Annotated in this window: 21 protein-coding genes and 2 tRNA genes; 11 read left to right on the forward strand and 12 right to left on the reverse strand. The window is 67.9% G+C overall.

The window, feature by feature from the left end; all coding sequences use genetic code 11:
• The first annotated feature begins 17 nt into the window (after positions 1-17).
• The 3 genes from gyrB to AC4NN1_RS12965 are packed head-to-tail and all read left to right on the forward strand — an operon-like array spanning position 18 to position 5,095.
• On the forward strand, positions 18-2,060 hold the full coding sequence (gyrB, locus tag AC4NN1_RS12955) for a DNA topoisomerase (ATP-hydrolyzing) subunit B (RefSeq protein ID WP_026302949.1): 2,043 nt from the start codon (positions 18-20) through the stop codon (positions 2,058-2,060).
• A 54-nt stretch (positions 2,061-2,114) separates the two neighbouring features.
• Positions 2,115-4,691, forward strand: a complete 2,577-nt coding sequence (gyrA, locus tag AC4NN1_RS12960; protein WP_116227799.1) for a DNA gyrase subunit A — start codon at positions 2,115-2,117, stop codon at positions 4,689-4,691.
• A complete protein-coding gene (locus AC4NN1_RS12965) occupies positions 4,688-5,095 on the forward strand; it encodes a DUF3566 domain-containing protein (RefSeq protein WP_018187807.1) in 408 nt (135 codons plus the stop codon). The genes gyrA and AC4NN1_RS12965 overlap by 4 nt, the downstream gene beginning before the upstream one ends.
• Before the next feature lie 21 nt (positions 5,096-5,116).
• Here AC4NN1_RS12965 and AC4NN1_RS12970 read toward each other — a convergent pair whose 3' ends face one another.
• Positions 5,117-5,827, reverse strand: a complete 711-nt coding sequence (locus tag AC4NN1_RS12970; protein WP_116227800.1) for a VIT1/CCC1 transporter family protein — start codon at positions 5,825-5,827, stop codon at positions 5,117-5,119.
• Between the two features lie 114 nt (positions 5,828-5,941).
• Here AC4NN1_RS12970 and AC4NN1_RS12975 point away from each other — a divergent pair.
• The 3 genes from AC4NN1_RS12975 to AC4NN1_RS12985 all read left to right on the forward strand — a co-directional run bounded on the left by AC4NN1_RS12975 (position 5,942) and on the right by AC4NN1_RS12985 (position 6,818).
• Positions 5,942-6,015: transfer RNA gene (locus tag AC4NN1_RS12975), tRNA-Ile, on the forward strand.
• 14 nt (positions 6,016-6,029) lie between these two features.
• Positions 6,030-6,102 (forward strand) — tRNA-Ala (locus AC4NN1_RS12980).
• 296 nt (positions 6,103-6,398) lie between these two features.
• Positions 6,399-6,818, forward strand: coding sequence for an NUDIX hydrolase (locus AC4NN1_RS12985; protein ID WP_018187809.1), 420 nt, complete (start codon positions 6,399-6,401; stop codon positions 6,816-6,818).
• Between the two features lie 16 nt (positions 6,819-6,834).
• Here AC4NN1_RS12985 and AC4NN1_RS12990 read toward each other — a convergent pair whose 3' ends face one another.
• From AC4NN1_RS12990 to AC4NN1_RS13000, 3 genes are all read right to left on the reverse strand, one after another.
• Positions 6,835-7,488: a hypothetical protein gene (locus tag AC4NN1_RS12990; RefSeq protein WP_018187810.1), complete on the reverse strand. Its 654-nt coding sequence runs from the start codon at positions 7,486-7,488 to the stop codon at positions 6,835-6,837.
• 73 nt (positions 7,489-7,561) lie between these two features.
• On the reverse strand, positions 7,562-8,059 hold the full coding sequence (locus AC4NN1_RS12995; RefSeq protein ID WP_491955544.1) for an aminoacyl-tRNA deacylase: 498 nt from the start codon (positions 8,057-8,059) through the stop codon (positions 7,562-7,564).
• Positions 8,052-8,618 carry a hypothetical protein gene (locus tag AC4NN1_RS13000; RefSeq protein WP_018187812.1) on the reverse strand — a complete coding sequence of 189 codons (567 nt, stop codon included), beginning with the start codon at positions 8,616-8,618 and terminating at the stop codon, positions 8,052-8,054. The genes AC4NN1_RS12995 and AC4NN1_RS13000 overlap by 8 nt, the downstream gene beginning before the upstream one ends.
• 100 nt (positions 8,619-8,718) lie before the next feature.
• Between AC4NN1_RS13000 and AC4NN1_RS13005 the strand changes: the two genes are divergently transcribed.
• A complete protein-coding gene (locus AC4NN1_RS13005) occupies positions 8,719-9,276 on the forward strand; it encodes a peptidylprolyl isomerase (RefSeq protein ID WP_018187813.1) in 558 nt (185 codons plus the stop codon).
• Positions 9,277-9,283: 7 nt separating this feature from the next.
• Positions 9,284-10,159 (forward strand): rhomboid family intramembrane serine protease, encoded by an 876-nt coding sequence (locus AC4NN1_RS13010; RefSeq protein ID WP_336125405.1) that lies wholly within the window; start codon positions 9,284-9,286, stop codon positions 10,157-10,159.
• Positions 10,160-10,232: 73 nt separating this feature from the next.
• Here the strand turns inward: AC4NN1_RS13010 and AC4NN1_RS13015 are convergent, their stop codons facing one another.
• On the reverse strand, positions 10,233-10,469 hold the full coding sequence (locus AC4NN1_RS13015; RefSeq protein WP_018187816.1) for a cell division protein CrgA: 237 nt from the start codon (positions 10,467-10,469) through the stop codon (positions 10,233-10,235).
• 55 nt (positions 10,470-10,524) lie between these two features.
• Between AC4NN1_RS13015 and AC4NN1_RS13020 the strand changes: the two genes are divergently transcribed.
• Genes AC4NN1_RS13020 through AC4NN1_RS13030 form a run of 3 tightly spaced genes read left to right on the forward strand, consistent with a single transcriptional unit; the run spans position 10,525 to position 12,112 of the window.
• Positions 10,525-11,310: a class E sortase gene (locus AC4NN1_RS13020; protein ID WP_363455767.1), complete on the forward strand. Its 786-nt coding sequence runs from the start codon at positions 10,525-10,527 to the stop codon at positions 11,308-11,310.
• The gene (locus AC4NN1_RS13025) at positions 11,310-11,477 is read left to right on the forward strand and encodes a hypothetical protein (protein ID WP_020097610.1); all 168 of its coding nucleotides are present in this window, start codon (positions 11,310-11,312) and stop codon (positions 11,475-11,477) included. Before AC4NN1_RS13020 ends, AC4NN1_RS13025 begins: the two co-directional genes overlap by 1 nt.
• Positions 11,474-12,112, forward strand: coding sequence for an anthranilate synthase component II (locus AC4NN1_RS13030; protein WP_491955545.1), 639 nt, complete (start codon positions 11,474-11,476; stop codon positions 12,110-12,112). The genes AC4NN1_RS13025 and AC4NN1_RS13030 overlap by 4 nt, the downstream gene beginning before the upstream one ends.
• A 10-nt stretch (positions 12,113-12,122) precedes the next feature.
• On the opposite strand, the gene pknB is transcribed toward AC4NN1_RS13030, so the two are convergent.
• From pknB to AC4NN1_RS13065, 7 genes are all read right to left on the reverse strand, one after another.
• Positions 12,123-13,820, reverse strand: coding sequence for a Stk1 family PASTA domain-containing Ser/Thr kinase (gene pknB / locus AC4NN1_RS13035; RefSeq protein WP_311859563.1), 1,698 nt, complete (start codon positions 13,818-13,820; stop codon positions 12,123-12,125).
• A gap of 88 nt (positions 13,821-13,908) precedes the next feature.
• Positions 13,909-15,747 (reverse strand): protein kinase domain-containing protein, encoded by a 1,839-nt coding sequence (locus AC4NN1_RS13040; RefSeq protein WP_491955546.1) that lies wholly within the window; start codon positions 15,745-15,747, stop codon positions 13,909-13,911.
• Complete coding sequence (locus AC4NN1_RS13045; protein ID WP_020097614.1) at positions 15,744-17,198, reverse strand: peptidoglycan D,D-transpeptidase FtsI family protein; 1,455 nt, start codon at positions 17,196-17,198, stop codon at positions 15,744-15,746. Before AC4NN1_RS13045 ends, AC4NN1_RS13040 begins: the two co-directional genes overlap by 4 nt.
• Positions 17,195-18,571: an FtsW/RodA/SpoVE family cell cycle protein gene (locus AC4NN1_RS13050; protein ID WP_020097615.1), complete on the reverse strand. Its 1,377-nt coding sequence runs from the start codon at positions 18,569-18,571 to the stop codon at positions 17,195-17,197. Before AC4NN1_RS13050 ends, AC4NN1_RS13045 begins: the two co-directional genes overlap by 4 nt.
• The gene (locus AC4NN1_RS13055; RefSeq protein ID WP_018187824.1) at positions 18,568-19,797 is read right to left on the reverse strand and encodes a PP2C family protein-serine/threonine phosphatase; all 1,230 of its coding nucleotides are present in this window, start codon (positions 19,795-19,797) and stop codon (positions 18,568-18,570) included. The genes AC4NN1_RS13050 and AC4NN1_RS13055 overlap by 4 nt, the downstream gene beginning before the upstream one ends.
• Before the next feature lie 12 nt (positions 19,798-19,809).
• Positions 19,810-20,346, reverse strand: a complete 537-nt coding sequence (locus AC4NN1_RS13060) for an FHA domain-containing protein FhaB/FipA (protein ID WP_311858455.1) — start codon at positions 20,344-20,346, stop codon at positions 19,810-19,812.
• Positions 20,343-21,074, reverse strand: coding sequence for an FHA domain-containing protein (locus tag AC4NN1_RS13065; protein ID WP_491955547.1), 732 nt, complete (start codon positions 21,072-21,074; stop codon positions 20,343-20,345). The genes AC4NN1_RS13060 and AC4NN1_RS13065 overlap by 4 nt, the downstream gene beginning before the upstream one ends.
• Positions 21,075-21,092 lie beyond the last annotated feature (18 nt).

Below are 21,092 nucleotides of genomic sequence, written 5' to 3' on the forward strand. Positions count from 1 at the left end.
TGGAGCGCACGAAACCGATGACGTCAGAAACCCCCGACACCGTTCCCGAAGAACCCGAAACTCCCGCCGAACCCCGGATTCCCGCCGAATACGGCGCCTCCGAGATTCAGGTGCTCGAGGGTCTCGAAGCGGTTCGCAAGCGGCCCGGCATGTACATCGGATCGACCGGTGAGCGCGGCCTCCACCACCTCGTGTACGAAATCGTCGACAACTCGGTCGATGAAGCCCTCGCGGGCTACTGCGACACGATCCACGTGACGATCCTCGAAGACGGCGGGCTCCGCGTCGTCGACAACGGTCGCGGCATCCCCGTCGACCCGCACTCGTCCGACCCGAGCAAGTCGACCGTGGAGGTCGTGCTCACCGTCCTCCACGCCGGCGGCAAGTTCGGTGGCGGCGGATACGCGGTCTCCGGTGGTCTCCACGGCGTCGGCTCCTCTGTCGTGAACGCCCTGTCGACGCGGTTCGAGGTCGAGATCGCGCGCCAGGGTCACGTGTGGCGTCAGACCTTCTCGGGCGGCGGCAAGCCCGAGGCGCCGTTGGCGAAGGGCGAGGAGAGCGACAAGACCGGCACGACCATCACGTTCTGGCCGGACGGGTCGATCTTCGAGGCGACGGACTTCGACTACAACACGCTGCGCACGCGCTTCCAGCAGACCGCGTTCCTCAACAAGGGCCTCCGCATCACCCTCACGGACGAGCGTCCCGAGGCCCTCGACGTCGTCGACCTGCCCGAGGGCGGGTCCGAGACGGCCCAGCGCCACGACGACTTCCTGTACGAGCGCGGCCTCGTCGACTACGTCGAGTACCTCAACAAGGTCCGCAAGGCCGAGGTGATCAATGACGAGATCATCGAGATCGAGTCCGAGGACACCGTCCGCCACATCTCGCTCGAGCTCGCGATGCAGTGGACCGCGGGATACACCGAGAACGTCTTCACCTTCGCGAACACGATCAACACGCACGAGGGCGGTACCCACGAAGAGGGTTTCCGCGCCGCGATGACGATGTACATCAACCGCTACGCGAAGGAGAAGGGCCTTCTCAAGGAGAAGGACGAGAACCTCGCCGGTGAGGACATCCGCGAAGGACTCACCGCGGTCATCTCCGTGAAGCTCGCCGAGCCGCAGTTCGAGGGCCAGACGAAGACCAAGCTCGGCAACACCGAGGCGAAGGCCTTCGTGCAGAAGGTCGTCGGCGACCAGCTCATGGACTGGCTCGACCGCAACCCGCAGCAGGCCAAGCTCATCATCACGAAGGCGATCGAAGCCGCCACGGCGCGCATGGCCGCCCGCAAGGCGCGCGAGACCGCGCGTCGCAAGAGCGTCTTCGAGTCGGCATCCATGCCCGAGAAGCTCAAGGACTGCACGAGCAAGGACCCGTCCATCAGCGAGATCTTCCTCGTGGAGGGTGACTCGGCCGGCGGCTCGGCGGTCTCGGGTCGCGACCCGGAGCGGCAGGCGATCCTGTCGCTGCGCGGCAAGATCCTCAACGTCGAGAAGGCGCGCCTCGATCGCGCGTTGGGCAACGCCGAGATCCAGGCGATGATCCAGGCGTTCGGCGCCGGCATCGGTCCGGACTTCGACATCGCGAAGGCCCGGTACCACAAGGTCGTCCTGATGGCGGATGCCGACGTCGACGGCCAGCACATCACGACGCTGCTCTTGACGCTGCTTTTCCGCTACATGCGCGGACTGGTCGAGGCAGGCTACGTCTACCTGGCGCAGCCGCCGCTGTACCGCTTGAAGTGGTCGAACGCTCCTCACGAGTACGTGTACAGCGACGCCGAGCGCGACGCGCTGATGCGCGACGGGCTGGCGGCGGGCCGCCGCATCCCGAAGGACAACGGCGTGCAGCGCTACAAGGGTCTCGGCGAGATGAACGCCAAGGAGCTGTGGGAGACGACGATGGACCCCGAGACGCGCACGCTGCGTCAGGTCACCATCGACGACGCCGCGGCGGCCGACGAGATCTTCTCCGTGCTGATGGGCGAGGACGTCGAGGCGCGGCGCGGGTTCATCCAGCGCAACGCCAAGGACGTGCGGTTCCTGGACATCTGAGTCCGCTGCATCCGCCCCTGCACTCCGACGACGACGAACGAAGACTGAGAGAACATGGCTGACGAAGAGCGTCCCGACCCGACTGCCGGCTACCAGCACGGCAACATCGACCAGGTCGACCTCCAGGTCGAGATGCAGCGGAGCTACCTCGACTACGCGATGAGCGTGATCGTGGGGCGTGCGCTGCCGCGCGTCGAGGACGGCCTCAAGCCCGTCCACCGCCGTGTCATCTACGGCATGTACGACGGCGGTTACCGTCCCGACAAGAGCTACTCGAAGTGCGCTCGCGTCGTCGGCGAGGTCATGGGTCAGTACCACCCGCACGGTGACAGCGCGATCTACGACGCCCTCGTCCGCCTCGTCCAGCCGTGGTCGCTGCGCTACCCGCTCGCCGACGGTCAGGGCAACTTCGGCTCCCCCGGCAACATGGGTGCCGCCGCCCCGCGGTACACCGAGACGAAGATGGCTCAGCTCGCGCTCGAGATGGTGCGCGACATCGACGAGGACACCGTCGACTTCGAGGACAACTACGACGGTCGCACGCGCGAGCCGGTCGTCCTCCCCTCGCGTTTCCCGAACCTGCTGGTCAACGGCTCGGTCGGCATCGCGGTCGGCATGGCCACGAACATCCCGCCGCACAACCTTCGCGAGGTGGCCGACGGCGTGATGTGGGCGCTGCAGAACCCGGATGCCTCCCGCGAAGAGCTCCTCGATGCGCTCATCGAGCGCATCCCCGGGCCCGACTTCCCCACCGGTGCGCAGATCCTCGGCACCAAGGGCATCCGCGAGGCGTACCGCACCGGCCGCGGATCGATCACGATGCGCGCCGTCGTGAACGTCGAGGAGATCCAGAACCGCACGTGCCTGGTGATCACGGAGCTCCCGTACCAGGTCAACCCCGACAACGTCGCGGCGAAGATCACCGCACTCGTGCGCGAGGGCAAGCTCAGCGGCATCGCCGACATCCGCGACGAGACGAGCGACCGCACGGGTCAGCGGCTCGTCATCGTGTTGAAGCGGGATGCCGTCGCGAAGGTCGTCCTCAACAACCTGTACAAGCACACCCAGCTGCAGGAGAACTTCGGCGCGAACATGCTCGCGATCGTCGACGGCGTGCCCCGCACGCTGCCGATCGACGGTTTCATCAGCTACTGGCTGACGCACCAGTTCGAGGTCATCGTCCGTCGCACCCGCTACCGGTTGCGCGAGGCCGAGAAGCGCATGCACATCCTGCGCGGCTACCTCAAGGCGCTCGATGCGCTCGACGAGGTCATCGCCCTCATCCGCCGCTCCCCCACGGTCGACGAGGCGCGCGAGGGACTGAAGTCGCTCCTCGATGTCGACGACGCGCAGGCCGATGCGATCCTCACGATGCAGCTGCGCCGACTGGCGGCCCTCGAGCGCCAGAAGATCGTCGACGAGGCGACCGAGCTTGAGCTCAAGATCGCCGACCTCAACGACATCCTCGCCTCGCGCGACCGCCAGAGCGCGATCATCGGCGACGAGCTCGGCGAGATCGTCGCGAAGTTCGGCGACGAGCGCCGCACGCACATCCTGCACGGATACGACGGCGACATGTCGATGGAGGACCTGATCCCCGAAGAGGAGATCGTCGTCACCGTCACGCGCAACGGGTACGTCAAGCGCACACGCAGCGACAACTACCGCTCGCAGCACCGCGGCGGCAAGGGAGTGAAGGGTGCGCAGCTGCGCGCCGACGACATCGTCGAGCACTTCTTCGTGTCGACAACGCACCACTGGCTGCTGTTCTTCACGACCAAGGGTCGCGTCTATCGCGCGAAGGGCTACGAGCTCCCCGAGGGCGGGCGCGACGCGAAGGGTCAGCACGTCGCCAACCTCCTGGCGCTCCAGCCGGGTGAGGACGTCGCGCAGATCCTCGACATCCGCGACTACGCCGCCGCCGAGTACCTCGTGCTCGCCACACGCGACGGCAAGATCAAGAAGACGGCCCTCACCGAGTACGACACCAACCGTCAGGGCGGCATCATCGCGATCCGTCTGCGCGGTCAGGACGAGGAGAACGGCGACGAGCTCGTCAGCGCGATGCTCGTCGACTCGACCGACGACCTGCTGCTCGTCTCGCGGCTCGGCATGTCGCTGCGCTTCACGGCGAGCGACGAGTCCCTGCGTCCCATGGGTCGCTCGACGGAGGGTGTGAAGGGCATGTCCTTCCGCGACGGCGACAGCCTGCTGTCGGCATCCGTCGTCCGTGATGAGGGCTTCGTCTTCGTCGTCACCCAGGGCGGGTACGCCAAGCGCACGGCGGTCGATCAGTACCGCGTGCAGGGCCGTGGTGGCCTCGGCATCAAGGTCGCCAAGCTGCACGACGATCGCGGCGAGCTCGCCGGCGGGCTGATCGTCAGCGCGGACGACGAGGTCCTCGTGGTTCTTGCCAGCGGCAAGGTGGTACGCTCGGCCGTTGCTGAGGTGCCTGCCAAGGGCCGCGACACGATGGGCGTGGTCTTCGCCCGGCCCGACGACGACGACCGGATCCTCGCGATCGCCCGCAACGGCGAGCGTGGACTGGCCGAAGCCGCGGCCGACGCGGAAGCCCCGGCCGATCCCGCAGCCGCCTCGGCTCCTGAGACCACCGAAGAGAGTGACGCATGAGCTCTGTTGCCGACAAACTCGCCAAGAAGTCCTCGAGCCGGACGACCGCCAAGCAGGTTCGCCTCCGTCTCGTCTACGTCGACTTCTGGTCGGCTGTGAAGCTGTCGTTCCTCGCTGCGGTTGCCCTCGCGATCGTCACGGTGGTCTCGACGCTGCTGATCTACCTCGTGATCAGCTCGACGAACCTGATCGGCCAGGTCGACCAGCTCCTCGGTGCCGTCAACGGTGAGAACTCCTTCACCCTGTCGTCGGTGATCAACCTTCCGCAGGTGATGGCGTTCGCTGCCGTCGTGGCGATCCTCAACCTCATCGTCGTGACGGTGCTGGGCGCGGTCATGGCCGGGATCTACAACCTCATGGTCAAGGTCACCGGCGGCCTGCTGGTCGGCTTCACCTCGAACTGAGTCGGATGCCGCGGCATCCCGTCACGCGACGGAGGTGCCCAGCAGCAGACCCAGCGCCCACGTGACGGCGAGGGCGAGCGCCCCGCCGACGACGAGGCGGGTGACGGCGCGACGCTTGCCGGCGCCGCCGAGGCGGGCCGAGATCGTCCCGGTCAACGCGAGCGCGATGAGCACGGCGACGAACGTCGTAGGGACGCGCCATTCCGCCGGCGGGAGGATGATCGCGAGGAACGGCAGCAGGGCGCCCAGCGTGAACGCGATCGCCGACGACAGGGCGGCCTGCCACGGGCTCGTGAGGTCATCCGGGTCGATGCCGAGCTCGATGTCGAGGTGAGCGCCCAGCGCGTCGTGCGCGGTGAGCTCTTCGGCCACCTTCAGCGCCGTCTCCTCTGACAGTCCCTTCTCGCGGTACAGCTCCGCGAGTTCTGCCAATTCCTGCTCGGGCATCTCGGCCAGCTCGCGCTTCTCCTTCTCGATGAGGGCGCGCTCGGTGTCGCGCTGGCTGCTCACCGAGACGTACTCGCCGAGTGCCATCGAGATCGCCCCACCGACGAGCGCCGCCGAGGAGGCCGTGATGATGGGACCGAGGTCGGTCGTGGCGCCGGCGACGCCGACGGCGACGGCCGCGACGGAGACGATCCCGTCGTTCGCGCCGAGTACTCCGGCGCGCAACCAGTTCAGGCGCTGCCCGAGGCCAGCGCCCTGCGGTTCGGTGTGGAACGTCGTGCTCATGAGCCCAGTGAATCAGAACGAGCGGATGCCGCGGCCCACCCGTCGCTCGGATTCGTCAAACAGGCCCATCGTCGGGTAAAGTCTTGGAGGTTGCAGGCGTGAGCCGGCAACGACGGGGCTATAGCTCAGGCGGTTAGAGCGCTTCACTGATAATGAAGAGGTCCCAGGTTCAAGTCCTGGTAGCCCCACCGTCACCGCACCGGGGGCCTTAGCTCAGTTGGTAGAGCGCCTGCTTTGCAAGCAGGATGTCAGGAGTTCGAATCTCCTAGGCTCCACAGTACGAACGCCGGAATCCGCATCGGATGCCGGCGTTCTGTCGTTCTGTGATCGTTTCGTTGCCGGATCTTGCGGCTTTCTTGCGGTGGCCTTGCGCCTTCGTTGCGCCGAGGCGGCGACGATGATCGTGTCGCCGAAAGAACCGATGACCCGAATCTCGGATCCTTCGATGAGCACAGGCTCCCGCGGGGGACGCGGATCGTGTTCGCGACATTCGCCTGGGGCGCGTGGCTGGGGAGCCCGCGCTCCAGGCAGTCGCGCGCCCACCGGCATCCGCTCCCACTAGGGTGAACGCGTGGACATCCGCGTCGCTGCCTACGCCGTCATCACCGACGGAGACCGCATCCTTCTCGCCCATTGGAACAGCCCCACGCGTCCCGCGTGGACGATGCCGGGCGGCGGATTGGATCCCGGTGAGGATCCGATGGATGCCGCGGTGCGGGAGGTCCTGGAGGAGACGGGGTTCCACGTGGAACTCGACGGGATCCTGGGGACGGACTCGCAGGTGATCGCCGAGAAGGACCGATTCCACGGCAGCGGACCGATCCAGGCGCTGCGGATCGTCTACCGCGCGCACGTCGTCGGTGGCGCGCTCCGGAATGAAGAGGACGGCTCGACGGACGAGGCCGCATGGTTCCCCCTCAGCGACGTCCCCTCCCTCACACGGGTCGGGCTCGTCGACACGGCGATGCGGATGGCGGGCCTGGGCGCCTGACCGCGACCCGGCCGGGTCACTGAATCGTCTTGATGTAGGCGAGCACGTCGTCCACGCGCTCGGGGCAGAACGTGACCGGCCCCATCCCGACCATCCCGGACGCGCTCTCGCTGTCGAGGAATGTGCCGGCCGTGACGATGAAGTTGTCGATCGCATCCTTCATCGGCAGGGTCTCGAGGTCTGCGCACAACTCCCGCGAGATCGCGAGGGCCTTGGTGATGTCGACGTCGGGGAACTCCTTGGCCGTGTACTGCTTGAAGGCCTCGACGAGCTTGGGCTCGTCTCCCGGACAATACGTCTCGACGGCGGGCGTCACGATGATGTCCACCGCGTCTTCGCCGTACTGCTTCCGGATCTTGTCGTTGAAGACCCCGTACCCCAAGATGTAGCCCTTGTCGTCGTCGTACAGGTCCTCGCAGAGCTGATGCACCATCGGGATGAGCGTCTCCATGTCGGCCTCGGGCAGCTTCGCCGTGACCTCGGCCGTGAAGGCGGCGTCTTCTGCCGACACCGTCGGTGTGGGAGTGGACGACGGCGACGCCGACGGGGACGCCGTCGTGCCGGCAGCCGGACCCGTCGCCGTCGGAGCGCCGGAACAACCGACCAGGGTGAGCGCGGTCACGATCACGGCGAGGGCGGGCAACAGGCTGCGCGAGACGGCGGAAGTCATGACTTCATGCTGGTGCACGCCCCCGCTGAAGATAAAGGCTGGCGCCGGGCACCCCGCGTCCCCTAAAGAGGGGTCAGGCCCGTCGTTCGCTCATCGGCTGCGAGATGTCGTCGACGAGGGCGTCATAAGAGCGGATGAGGTCATCCGCGTCGACGAAGAGACTGAACCCGTGCGCTCCGGCGCCCATCGCGATCCGTTTGCCGACGATGCTCGCATCGGCGTAGACCGGCCAGGCGGTCGTGCTGCCGACCGGTGTGATGGTCCCGCGCTCGAATCCCGTCGCGGCAAGCGCCAGATCGGGTTCGGGGAGTCTCAGCTTGTTCACCCCGACGACGGCGCGCAGCTTCGGCCAGGAGATGGCGCGGTCCCCCGGGATGAGGGCGAACAGATACGTGTCGTCGCTGCGTTTCACGACGAGGGTCTTGACGATGTCGGATGCCGCGAGTCCGAGAAGCTCCGCGGCCTCGTCGAGGCTCTCCGCCGCCGGACGAGCCACGAACTCCACCGACAAAGACCGGGAGCGCGCCGCTTCAGCGACGCGCTCCGACGGTACGGGCGTGGATTCAGGCATCCGGTGCGCGCAGCGGGTCGTCCGCCACCCACAGCTCGTCGTCAGCACGAAGCGTCTGCCACGCGGCGTAGAGGACACCGGCCGTGGCGGCGACACCGAAGATGATGGCGAGGACGCCACCGGCGCCGAGGCCCTTCTTCTCGGGGACCGACAGCTTCTTGGTGGCCTTCTTGCCGGCCTTGGCAGCGTTCTTGCGGAACGAGTCGGCATCGAACCCTCCCAGGCCCTTGCCCTTGGAGAGGCGGTGGCGCTGGTCGTTGGCGACATCCCACACCGACATCGCGGTGCCGACGACCGCGCCGGCGGCGGGAACGATCGCGCCGTTCAGCACCTTGCGGCCGGTCTCGACGCCACGGTCGACGTACGGTGCGGCGTAGCGCTCGTAGGAGTCCTTGGCGGCAGGCACGACGTGGTCGTGGTTGTACTTGCCGAGCTGGCGACCCGCCTCGCGGGCGACGTCACCGGCCTGACCGACGAGCACCTGCTGTGACTCCCACAGGTTCGCAGCCTGCTTCTGCAGCTTGCGGAGTTCCTTCTTGGTCTTGCGGTTGAGGCTCACGGGGCCCTCCCTTTTCGGGGTTCATCCGGGGACGTAGTGGGTCCATACTGCCAGACGCATTCAGGCGGCGCGGGGGGTTGCAAGTGAGAGGATGATGAGTATGCCGATTCACTCCGCTGTCGCAACACTGCACACCAACCACGGCGACATCGTCGTCAACCTGTTCGGCGATCAGGCGCCGCGCACCGTCAAGAACTTCATCGGTCTGGCCGACGGATCCCAGGCCTGGACGCACCCCGCCACGGGCAAGCCCGGCGAGGGCCCCCTGTACACCGATGTGATCTTCCACCGCATCATCCCCGGCTTCATGATCCAGGGCGGCGACCCGCTCGGTCAGGGCGTCGGCGGACCCGGATACAACTTCGACGACGAGATCAGCCCCGAGCTGACCTTCGGCACGCCCTACCTCCTCGCCATGGCGAACGCGGGCCTCCGCCGCAACGCCATCACCGGCAAGGCCGAGGGCACCAACGGCTCGCAGTTCTTCATCACGACCGACCCGACTCCGTGGCTCAACGGCAAGCACACGATCTTCGGTGAGGTCGCCGACGACGCCTCGCGCGCCGTGGTCGACGCCATCGCCGCCGTTCCGACCGGAGCGCAGGACCGTCCGGTCGAGCCCGTCGTGATCTCGTCGATCGACATCACCGAGGCCTGACCCCTTCGTGACCTCAGCCGACCCCCGGACCAATCCGGACAACTTCTGCTACCGGCATCCCGACCGTCAGAGCTTCGTGCTCTGCCAGCGGTGCCTCCGCACCATCTGCCCCGAGTGCCAGACGCCGCTTCCCGTCGGCGTCATCTGCCCGGAGTGCCTGGCGGAGCAGCAGAAGGGGGCGCGGTCGGCTGAGGTGAAGCGGATGCCGGGGCGGTTCGCGCGCAAGATGCGCAGCGACCGCCCCGTCGTCACCTACGCGATCGTCATCTTCACGATCGCGATGTACCTCGTGCAGCTCATCCCGGTCGTGGGAGGGACGGTCACGAGTGCGCTCGCGTTCGTGCCCGCTTACTCGGTGCCGGGGACGGGTCTGCCGTACGAGCCGTGGCGGATGCTCACGGTCGCCTTCGTCCATTCGACCCCGCTCCCCTTCCACGTCGCGCTCAACATGTTGGCGCTGTGGGCGCTCGGCCGGAGTCTCGAGCCGCTGCTCGGCAAGGCGCGCTTCGTCGCGCTCTACGCACTCAGTGCGATCGGTGGTTCTGCCCTGGTCGCACTCATCGCGCCGGGTACCTTCGTCGTCGGCGCGTCGGGTGCCGTGTGGGGGCTTCTCACCGCGATGCTGATCATCGGTCGCAACCTCGGCGTGAACATCCTGCCGATCGCGATCCTGCTCGGGATCAACCTGGTCTTCTCGTTCGTGGGCTCCGGTGTTTCCTGGCAGTCGCACATCGGCGGCGGCCTGGTGGGCCTGCTCATCGGGTTCATCTTCTCGAGGACGCGCGCGCAGAAGCGTCAGCCGTTGCAGGCAGCACTGCTCGTCGCTGTCGGTGTGGGTCTCGTCGCGCTGACCGCAACGGTGCCGGCTCTGCTGTACCTCTGAGTTATCCACAGATTCATCCCCAGGCTGGGGATGAATCACACCGGTGTAATTTCTGTCGGTGGGATGCCGCGGCTCAGCGCCAGCGCGTCGTCATCAAGAAGCCGACGAAGGCGATGCCGAAACCGATCGCGAGGTTCCACGGACCGATGTCGGGGATCGGGAAGGCCTGGCCGCTCAGGTAGAAGACGATGATCCAGACGAGGCCGATGAGCATCAGCCCGATCATGATCGGCTTGAACCAGACCGGGTTGGGGGCGGCGTCGCCCTCGGGCTGGACCAGTCGGTCCTCGTCCTTGTCTCCACGTGCCATGGCGAGAAGTCTACCTGCCAGCCCTGTTTCAGCCTGCGCTGGCTAAACTCCGATCGTGACCGCCTCCTCGCCCACGGAGCACCAGACCCGACGCACTCGTCGGAACCGTCCTCGCCCACGCACCACCGTCCTGAGCGTTGTCGGTGAGATCCTGCTGACGCTGGGTGTCGTGACCCTCCTCTACGTCACGTGGCACACGTGGATCGGTGACGCGATCGTGCAGGGCGAACAGCATGCGGCCGCGCAGGCGCTGGCTGATCAGTGGGCCGCCGAGGGTGACCCGACCCCCGGCGCTTCGGCCCCCGCGACGCCGGCGCCGGACGACCCGGCGGCGATCCCGATCCTGGGCGATCAGAAGCACGCCGAGGTGTTCGGCATCATGAAGGTGCCGCGCTTCGGCAAGGACTGGCAGTTCAAGATCGCCTCCGGCATCTCGCGCCCCGACATCCTCGACCGCGGTGAGATCGGGCATTACCCCGACACCGCCATGCCCGGCGCGGAGGGCAACACGGTCTACGCCGCGCACCGCTGGACCTCGGGTGCGCCGTTCGATCCGATCGACCGGCTCGTCATCGGCGACGCCATCGTCATCCAGACCAAGGCCGGCTGGTACACGTACCGCTTCCGGTCCCTCGAATACGTGCAGGACACCCAGATCCAGGTGCTCCTGCCTGTCCCCAACAAAGAAGGCGTCGCCGCGAACGGTCGTTACCTGACGCTCACGAGCTGCGCGCCGAAGCTGAACTCCCTGGAGCGCATCATCGCCTACGCCGTCTTCGACGAGTTCACTCCCACGGCCGCCGGTCCGCCGGCCGCGCTGACGGCCGGGGTGGGTGCCTGATGTACGCGGCATTGTGGCGGGTGCTCCCGGGTCCGTGGTGGGTACGGGTGCTGATCCTGCTGGTCCTCGCGGCCATCATCTTGTATCTGCTCTACTTCTACGTCTTCCCCTGGGTGTTCCAGACGGTGTGGCCCAGCGAGGAGTCCACCGTCGGCGGCGGCGGGTGAGCGGCGGCATCCGGGTACTGGTCGTCGACAACCACGACAGTTTCGTCCACACCCTGATCGGCTACCTCGCAGAGCTCGGGGCCGAGGTCGACATGGTCGAGTCGGATGCCGCCGATGCCGTCGACCGCGTCGGTGCAGCCGACGCCGTGCTCATCTCTCCCGGTCCCGGTACCCCCGAGGGTGCGGGCGCGTCGATCGCCATCGTGGAGCGGTGCGCGAGCACGGCCACCCCGCTCCTCGGGGTGTGCCTGGGACACCAGGCGATCGCGGTCGCCTTCGGCGGGGTCGTCTCGCATGCGGCCGATCTGATGCACGGGCGGACGTCGCTCGTGCACCACGACGGTTCCGGTGTCTTCTCGGGTCTGCCGCGGCCGTTCACCGCCACTCGGTACCACTCGCTCGCCGTGGGGCGCGCGTCGCTGCCCGTCGACCTGCGGGTCACGGCGTGGACCGACTCCGGCACCGTCATGGGCCTGGCCCATCGGTCACTGCCGATCGAGGGGGTGCAGTTCCACCCCGAGAGCGTCCTCACCGAAGGCGGTTACCAGCTGCTCGGTACCTGGCTGGAGGGCGTCGGACTGCCGGATGCCGCGCGTCGGGGTGCGAGCTTGAGCCCGCATCGGGCGGTCGGCTGAGCCTGAGCGGTCAGCCGCTGCAGGTCGTGAGGGTGATCTCGGACCCGACCGGCACCTCGCCGATCGCGGACTGCACCTTCACCATCCGCGGGTCGGTCGCGGGGCACGACGGATCCTCCTGCACCACCGGATCGAGGTTGTACTGGTCGGACTCGAGGATCTCGACGGCCTTGTCGACCGTGTAGTTGAGCGCGAAGTCCTCGACGGTGACCGTGCCGGTGGCGACGACCAGGTCGACCGCGCTCCCCTTCGGGATCTCCTGCCCGTCGGTCACCGCGGCGCCGTTCACCGACCCGCTGATCACAACGTCGGCCGCCAGCCGCGGATCGTTGCGCCGGGTGATCGAGCCGAGCTTCAGGCCGGCCTGCTCGAGCGAGGAGGTGACCTCCGAGACGGTGAGATTCGCGAGCGCGGGGACGGCTGCCTTCTCGACGCCCTGCGACACGTAGACCGTCACCTGCTCGCCGGGTGCGACCGTGGTCCCTGCAACGGGATCGGTGCGGACGACGGCGCCTTCGGGCACGTCGGCGCTCGTCTCGTCGACCTGCTGCGGAACGAGTTTGGCCTTGTCGATCACCTGCTCCGCGCGGTCCCAGGTCATGGTGACGACGTCGGGCACCGTCAGGGCGTTGGGCGTGACCGTGCCCTCGTCGGGTCGGAGCGTGTTCACCCAGATGAAGACGGAGACCAGCAGCACCGCGAGCATCGCGATGCCCGCCCACACCCACGCGACCGGCGGTCCCGACTGGGTGCGGCGCATCGTGTCGTCGCTCGTGAGCTGACGCAGCGACCGCGCCGTCTCGGCGGCCTGCTTCGGATCGGGGCCGTAGAGCTCGTTGCTGAGCGATTCGACGCGGCGCTTGCTCGGAGCCTTGCGTCCGGTCGCGGCCGCAAGGGCGTCGCGGAACGCGACGGCCGTCTGCGGACGCTGGAACGGATCCTTCGCGAGCGCGCGGAGCACCAGGGCGTCGAGCGAGCGCGGGACGGTGTCGACCAGCTCGGACGGCGGAACGGGAGCCTCGGAGACGTGCTGGTACGCGACGGCGATCGGGTTCTCGCCGCGGAACGGCGGCTGCCCGGTGAGCAGCTCGTACAGGACGATCCCCGCCGAGTAGATGTCTGCGCGGGCGTCGACCGGGTCGCCCTTGGCCATCTCGGGCGAGAAGTACGACGCGGTCCCGATGATCGCCGTGGTCTCGGCGACCGTCGACGACGAGTCCGACACCGCGCGCGCGATGCCGAAGTCCATGACCTTCACCTGACCGGCATCCGTCACCATGACGTTGCCGGGTTTGATGTCGCGGTGGACGACGCCGGCGCGATGCGAGTACTCGAGCGCCTCGAGGATGCCGTCGGTGTACCGCAGCGCGTCCTCGAGCGGAACCGGGCCGTCGCTGATGATGTCCTTCAGCAGGTGCCCGGTGACGAGCTCCATGACGATGTACGGCTCGGGATGCGGCTGGCCCGCGGCATCCATCCTCGTCTCCTCGCCGGCGTCGTAGACACGGACGATCGCGGGGTGCGACATGCGCGACGCCGACTGCGCCTCGAGCCGGAACCGCGTGCGGAAGGCGCTGTCTGCGGCCAGGTCGGCCTCGAGGATCTTGATGGCGACCGGACGACCGAGGGTCAGGTCCTGTCCGCGGTACACGGAAGCCATGCCACCCCGGCCGATGAGGTCATCGACTCGGTAGCGGCCCGACAGCACGCGTGACGTAACGGACAATTCACTCCCCGGAATGGAACCCGGACAGCCTATCCGACCGTGTTCGAAAGCCTGCTGAATGCGGTCGTGATCAGCCGTCGCTGCCGTTGCCGCCGCCGTCGCCACCGTCAGCGGGAGGGGTCTCCTCCTGAGCGGGGACGATGGATGCCGCGGCCTCCGACGACTCTCCCGAGACCCGTTCGGTGCCCTCGCCGTTGCAGGTGACGTTGTAGGTGACCGAAAGGGCCTGACTGTTCGTGCCGACGACGACCTCCTGCGGACGGTCGCCGATCGCGAAGCTCGCGGTCGACTCGCCGTTCTTCTGGAAGACGCCCCCCGAGAGGGTCATCGTGTAGCTCGTGGCCTGCGGTGCGCCGGCGGGGCAGGTGTAGCTGTCCCACATGATCCGCACGGTCGACCCGGCGGTGACGGTTCCGTCGTCGTTGCCGCCCTGGATGCTCGGCGCTGCGGGCGTCTCCATCTGAGCCGTCTTGTCGTAGTACAGCAGGGTGATCTCACGATCGAACTGCACGTTGCCCGTGGGGTTGATGCTGTAGACCGTGCCGACCTGGTCGTCGGTGTTCGCCTGGTCGCCGCGCTCGCAGACGACGTTGGCGAATCCGTTGTCGTTGAGGATCTGCCTCGCGTCTTCGCACGACTTGCCCTCGATGTCGAAGGACTCGGGATCGGCCGAGGTCGGCGCCGCGGGCGTCGACGGCGGCGGCGAGGACGGCGGCGGGCTGGAGACCGGGGCCGGGCTGCTGGGCGGCGGCGTGGCCGGTCCCGTCTCGCCGGTCGGTTGGAAGAGGGTGACGAGGGCACCGATCAGCACGACGGCCAGCAGGACGATGAGGGCCACGAGGGGCCAGGTCCACGGGCTGCGCTTCTTCTTGGCGGGCTGCTGGCGAGCGGGCTGCTCGGTAGCGAGGGCGGCTGTCCCGGTCCCGACGCCTGCCGCTGCGCCGACGCCGGCGGCTGCTCCGGCCGCGCCCGCAGAGGGGAGCAGGCGGGTCGTCGCGTCGGTGCCGTTGTTGGACGTCAGGAGCTGCGTGAAGGCATCCGGTGACACGGCGCCGGCGATCGCCGGAACGATTGCGGCCGCGCCGGCGACATCGCCGCGGCGGAGTGCACCTGCAGCGCGGGCGACGGCCGAGGTCGACGCCGGACGCTCGTCGGGCTTCTTCGCGATCATGCTCATCACGAAGCGCTGCACGGGCTCCGAGATCGTGTCGGGAAGCGGCGGCGGGGTGTCGTTGATCTGCGCCATCGCGATCGCGACCTGCGATTCGCCCGTGAACGGGCGTCGGCCGGCCAGCAGCTCGTACGCGACGATGCCGAGCGAGTAGATGTCGGTCGACGGGGATGCCGCGTGACCCGACGCCTGCTCGGGCGAGAGGTACTGGACCGTGCCCATGACCTGACCGGTCGCCGTGAGGGGCACCTGATCGGCGATGCGCGCGATGCCGAAGTCGGTGATCTTCACGCGACCGTCGGGCGTGATGAGCAGGTTGCCGGGCTTGATGTCGCGGTGGACGAGGCCTGCGGCGTGGGCGGCCTGCAGCGCCGAGGCGGTCTGCGCGACGATGTCGAGCGTCTTGTCGGTCGACAGCGCGCCCTCGCGCTCGAGGATCGTCGACAGGGCTTCGCCGGGGACGAGTTCCATCACGAGGAACGCGGAGCCGTTCTCCTCGCCGTAGTCGAACACGCTGGCGATGCCCTCGTGGTTGACGAGCGCGGCGTGGCGGGCCTCGGCGCGGAAACGCTCGAGGAACCCGGGGTCGCCCATGTACTCGTCTTTGAGGATCTTGATGGCGACGGTACGCCCGATGACGTGGTCGGTGGCCTCCCAGACCTCGCCCATGCCGCCGATCGCGATCCGCGAAGCCAGTTCGTACCGTCCGCCGAAGCTCACACCCTGCGTCGGTCTCATTCGCTCAGCACCGCCTCAATCACTTTCTTCGCGATCGGGGCCGCGATCCCGTTGCTCGTTCCGTTCTGGCCGAGCCCACCACCGTTCTCCACCATCACCGTGACGACCACCTTGGGGTCCTCCGCGGGGGCGAAACCGGTGAACCACAGCGTGTACGGGTCCCCCGGATCGTGCTCCGCCGTTCCGGTCTTCCCGGCGACGTCGACTCCGTCTATTCTCGCACCCGACGCGGCGCCGTTTTTGACATTGCCGATCATCAGCTGCGTCATCGTCTGGGCCACCTCGGGCGACACGGCCCGGCCGAACTCGGTGTCGGCGGGCTCGTCCTGAACCGTCAGATCCGACGCGACGACGCGGTCGACCATGCGCGGGTTCATGACGACGCCGTCGTTCGCGATCCCCGCGGCGACCATGGCCATCTGCAGCGGCGTCGCGCGGACATCCGTCTGGCCGATGCCGCTCAGCGCGGTCTGCGGCTCATCGAAGCCCTCGCGGTAGCTGGACGCGGTTACGTCGAGCGGGATCTCGAAGGCTGAGTTGAACCCGAACTTCTGCGCCTGCTCGCGGATCGCGTCGGTGCCGAGTTCGAGCGCGAGCTCGGCCATGGGGATGTTGCAGCTGAGCCGCAGAGCTGTCTCGAGCGTCGTCTTCTCGCCCGGACCGCACGTGCCGCGATCGAAGTTGTGCAGGACGTTCGTCGTTCCGGGGAGCGTGAAGGTGGCGGGGTTGTCGAACGTCGAGTCCGGCGTGTACTTGCCCGACGCGAGCGCCGCCGAGGCGACCACGAGCTTGAACGTCGACCCGGGGGGCTCGGTCTCGCGCGTCACCCGGTTGGTGAGGGGACGCAGCGGGTCGGCCTGCAGCTTCTGATCCGCCGCGTTCACGGACGAGCTGTTGTGCGAGGCGAGCAGGTTCGTGTCGTAGCTGGGGCTCGTGGCCATCGCGAGGATGCGACCGGTGTCGGGCTCCATCGCGACGACCGCGCCCTCGAGACCGTCGAGCGCGTCGTAGGCGACCTTCTGGACCTTCGGGTCGAGCGAGAGGAGGACGTTCGATCCGCGCGCCGGCTGACCGCTGACGATCTGGTCGAGCCGGGTCAGGAACTGCTGGCTTCCCGTTCCGGCGAGGGCCGCGTTCATGGCGTACTCCATGCCCGTCGACGAGCGGAGGACGGGGTTGATGAACCCCGTCACGGGCGCCCACATCTCGGCATCCGGGTACGTCCGGATCCAGCTGTAGACGTCGTCGCTCGGCTTCGACGAGGCGATCGCCGTGCTGCCCGCGTAGACCGTGCCGCGCTGCACCTCGTACGAGTCGTACAGGGTGCGGCGGTTCTCCCGGTTCTCGTTGAGCTGACCGGCCAGGGCCACCTGGATGACACTCGTCGCCGCGAACAGGCTGAGGAACATGAAGAGCACGACGACGCTCAGTCGGCGGAGTTGCTTGGTCATCCGATCACCACCCGGGGCCTGGAGCGAACCGCATCCGAGATCCGGAGGAGGATCGCGATGATGAGGAAGTTCGCGATGAGCGACGAACCGCCCGCCGCGAGGAACGGCATGGTCAGACCCGTAAGCGGGATGACGCGGGTGACACCGCCGACCATGATGAACACCTGCAGGGCGAGCGTGAACGAGAGCCCGGTCGCGAGGAGCTTGCCGAAGTCGTCCTGACCGGCGATGCCGATGCGGATGCCGCGGCTCACGAACACCATGTAGAGCGCGAGGATCGCGAACACACCGACGAGGCCGAGCTCTTCACCGAGGCTCGGCAGGATGTAGTCGTTGTGCGCGAGCGGTGTCAGGTCGGGGCGGCCGAGGCCCCATCCGGTGCCGATCAGTCCGCCGTGCGCGAGACCGAAGATGCCCGAGACGAGCTGGTAGCTGCTGCCGTTGATGTAGTCGGGGTTGAACGCGTCGAGCCAGTTCGAGAAGCGGGACCCGACGTAGGGCAGGATCCGCGAGGCGACGATCGCGCCGCCCGCCGCGAGGAGGACCCCGAGGATCGCCCAGCTGGCCTTTCCCGTCGCGACGTAGAGCATCGCGATGAACATTCCGAAGATCAGGATGCCGGTGCCCAGGTCGCGCTGCAGAACGATGATCCCGAGCGAGACCCCCCAGATGATCAACAGGGGGCCGAGCTGGCGGGCCTTCGGCCACGTGATGCCGAGGAACTTCGTGCCGACGGAGCTGAGCGCCTCGCGGGTGCGCACGAGGTACCCCGCGAAGAAGACGGCGAGGCAGATCTTCGCGAGTTCACCGGGCTGGAACGAGAAGACGCCGCCGATCGACACCCAGACGTCCGCGCCGGCCTTGATGCCGAGCCCCGGCACGAAGGGAAGCAGGAGCAACAGGATGCCGCTGAGGCCGAACACGTAGGTGTAGCGGAAGAGGACGCGGTAGTTGCGGAGGAAGATGACGATGAGGATCGCGCCGGCGATGGCGATTGCCGCCCACACGAGCTGACGGAAACCGAGCGATCCCCAGCCCGCACGGTCCTCTGCGATGTCGAGGCGGTAGATCATCGCGATCCCGAGACCGGTCAGCAGCGTCGCGATCGGCAGGACGAACGGGTCGGCGTCGCGCGCGCAGATCCGCGTGACGATGTGCATGGCGAAGGCGAGTCCGGCCAGGCCGCCGCAGTACGAGAGGAACGTCGGGTCGATCTGGTCGCGGGTGCCCAGCTGGACGAGGATGACCGCGACGGTCGTCACGACGATGGCGAACAGGAGCAGCCCCAGCTCGCGGTTGCGCTGGGTGGCCGGCATCCGCAGTTTGCGCAGTGCCTTGATGACCGTGGTGTCGGTCTCTACCGAGGCTGTCATGGGGTCCCCTGGCGGAGGTTGTCGACGATCGCCTGCGCGTCGGCGAGGGATCGTGCGGAGATGGTCTGCTCGACCGACTGCCGCTCGAGGGCGTCTAGGTCGGCGAGGAGGATGTTCGTGTCCTCGTACGGTGTCGACAGTGAGATCGGGCCGATGTCCTGCTGGATGCCGCGGTAGATCACGACGCTGTCGTCGTCGGCGCCGATGAAGTACCGCGTCTGCGTCCAGGCGTAGCCGGCGAACACACCGGCGGCGATGACCGCGATGATCGCGAGGAAGCCGACGAACCACCAGACGCGACGGCGCCGGGCGCGACGGCGGTCCTCCTCGATGAGTTCCTCGAGGTACTCCGCCGCCGGCTCGAAGTGGCTCGGCTCGTTGGCCGCCTGGCGCCCGGTCTGGAACCAGCCGGTGCGCGCCGGTCGCGCGACGGGGATCTCGATGCCCTTCGGCGTCGCGGCGGAACCGACGATCGTCGCGGTCCCGCTGTACATCGGATGCCGCCCGCCCACGTCCACGAGGACGATCGTGACGTTGTCGGGGGCACCGGCATCCAATGCCAGCTTCAAGAGCATGTCGGCGGTGCGGCCGGGGGCGAGGTCCTGACGGAGGACCTTGGCGGTCTGCGCATCGTCGACGACACCGCAGAGACCGTCGGAGCAGATCAGCCAGCGGTCGCCGGGCTGTGTCTGCATGATGAAGGCGTCGACCTCGGGGTCGGTGCCCATGTCGCCGAGGACGCGCATGAGGACGGAGCGCCGCGGGTGGTACCGCGCTTCTTCGGGCGTGATGCGTCCCGAGTCGACGAGACGCTGCACGAAGGTGTGGTCCGTCGTGATCTGGGTGAGCACGCCGTCGCGGAAGAGGTAGACGCGCGAGTCGCCGATGTGGGCGATGACGGCGTACTCGTCGACCATGAGGACGGCGCTGACCGTCGTTCCCATACCGGCCAGCTCGGGACGCTCGGCGACCGTGTCGACGAGGACGTGCGCCGCATCCACGATCGACTCGCGGAGTTCGCGCTCGGCCTCGGCCGGAGTCGGGAAGCCGTGGTCGAGGCCTTCGAGGTGGTGGACGGCGATGCTCGAGGCGATGTCGCCACCGGCGTGGCCTCCCATGCCGTCGGCGACGACGAACAGGTTCGAGCCGGAGAAGCCCGAGTCCTGATTGTTGGACCGGACCTTCCCGGTATGGGAGATCGCGGCGCTCGAACCCTCGAAGACCATCGGTGCGGGCCGTTACTTCCGCAGCTCGAACGTCGTGGCGCCGACCTTGATGGGCGCTCCGACGATCACGGGGACGGGAGAGGCGACGCGCTCGCCGTCGTGCCAGGTGCCGTTGGTGGAATCGAGGTCCTGCACCATCCACTGCTCGCCCCAGAGGACGAGGCGCGCGTGGTGGCTCGAGGTGTAGTCATCGCGGATGACGAGACCAGATTCGCTCGAGCGGCCGATCGTCAAGGGCTCGTCGCCGAGGGGGAGTTCGAGACCCGCCTTCGGACCGCTCGTGATGACGATGCGGGAGACCGTGGTGCGGGTGGCCTTCTGCGGCCCGCTGGGGGCGGCGGGCCGGCTGGTGATCGGCGAGACGATCGACGTCTCGGCGTTGGCCGGCGCGGTCGCCACGGGGCCGGGCGCGGCGGCGACGGGCTCGGGCATCTTGCGGACCTTGACGCCGAACAGGTCGGCGCGCAGCGAGTAGACCACCGCGAAGACGAAGAACCACAGCAGGATCAGGAACCCGATCTGCAGCAGAAGGAGTGTCAGTTCACTCATGCCTGGCCTCCGATGTCGAACATGCGGGTCGCGGGATCCTGCGGCCGCGGCGGGATGCGGGAGGCCTGCGCGATGACGCGGAAGGTGATGCGCGTGCGCCCGATGGTGACGACGGAATCCGGCTCGAGGGCCGCCTCCGAGACCTTCACTCCGTTGAGCTGCGTTCCGTTGGTGGAGCCGAGATCGCGGACCATGGCGCGACGGCCGTCCCAGAGGATCTCGACGTGCCGGCGGCTCGTGCCGGCGTCGGAGATCGTGATGTCGGCATCCGTCCCCCGGCCGATGACCGTGCGGCTGGCTGTGAGGGTGTGCGCGGTGCCGTCGATCTCGACGACGCCGTGCCACGAGACGTCGTCGACGCTCGCGGAGGCGGAATCGACGCGGACCGTACCGGTGCTGAGCGACTCGTCGGGGTTGATCCGCAGCGACACGGGCCCGGCGAAACTGTACTGCTGGCTCTTCGCGTGGGCTTCGACGAGCTGCAGCAGCTCGTCGTGCAGGGCACGGCCCAGCGTCCCCATGCGTTCGTGGTCCGCCGGCGCGAGCCGGACGACCAGCGTGTTGGGAACGAGGATGCGGTCGCGCGAGACGACGGCGGCCTTCGCATCGAGCTCGGATCGCAGTGCAGACGCGATCTCGACAGGCTGCACACCGCTGCGGAAGGTCTTCGCGAACGCGCCGTTCACGGCGCGTTCGATTCCCTTCTCGAAGCTGTCAAGTAGTCCCACGGGGCTCCTCAGGCAGTC

This window comes from Microbacterium sp. MDV22-iso44 (assembly GCF_058629135.1).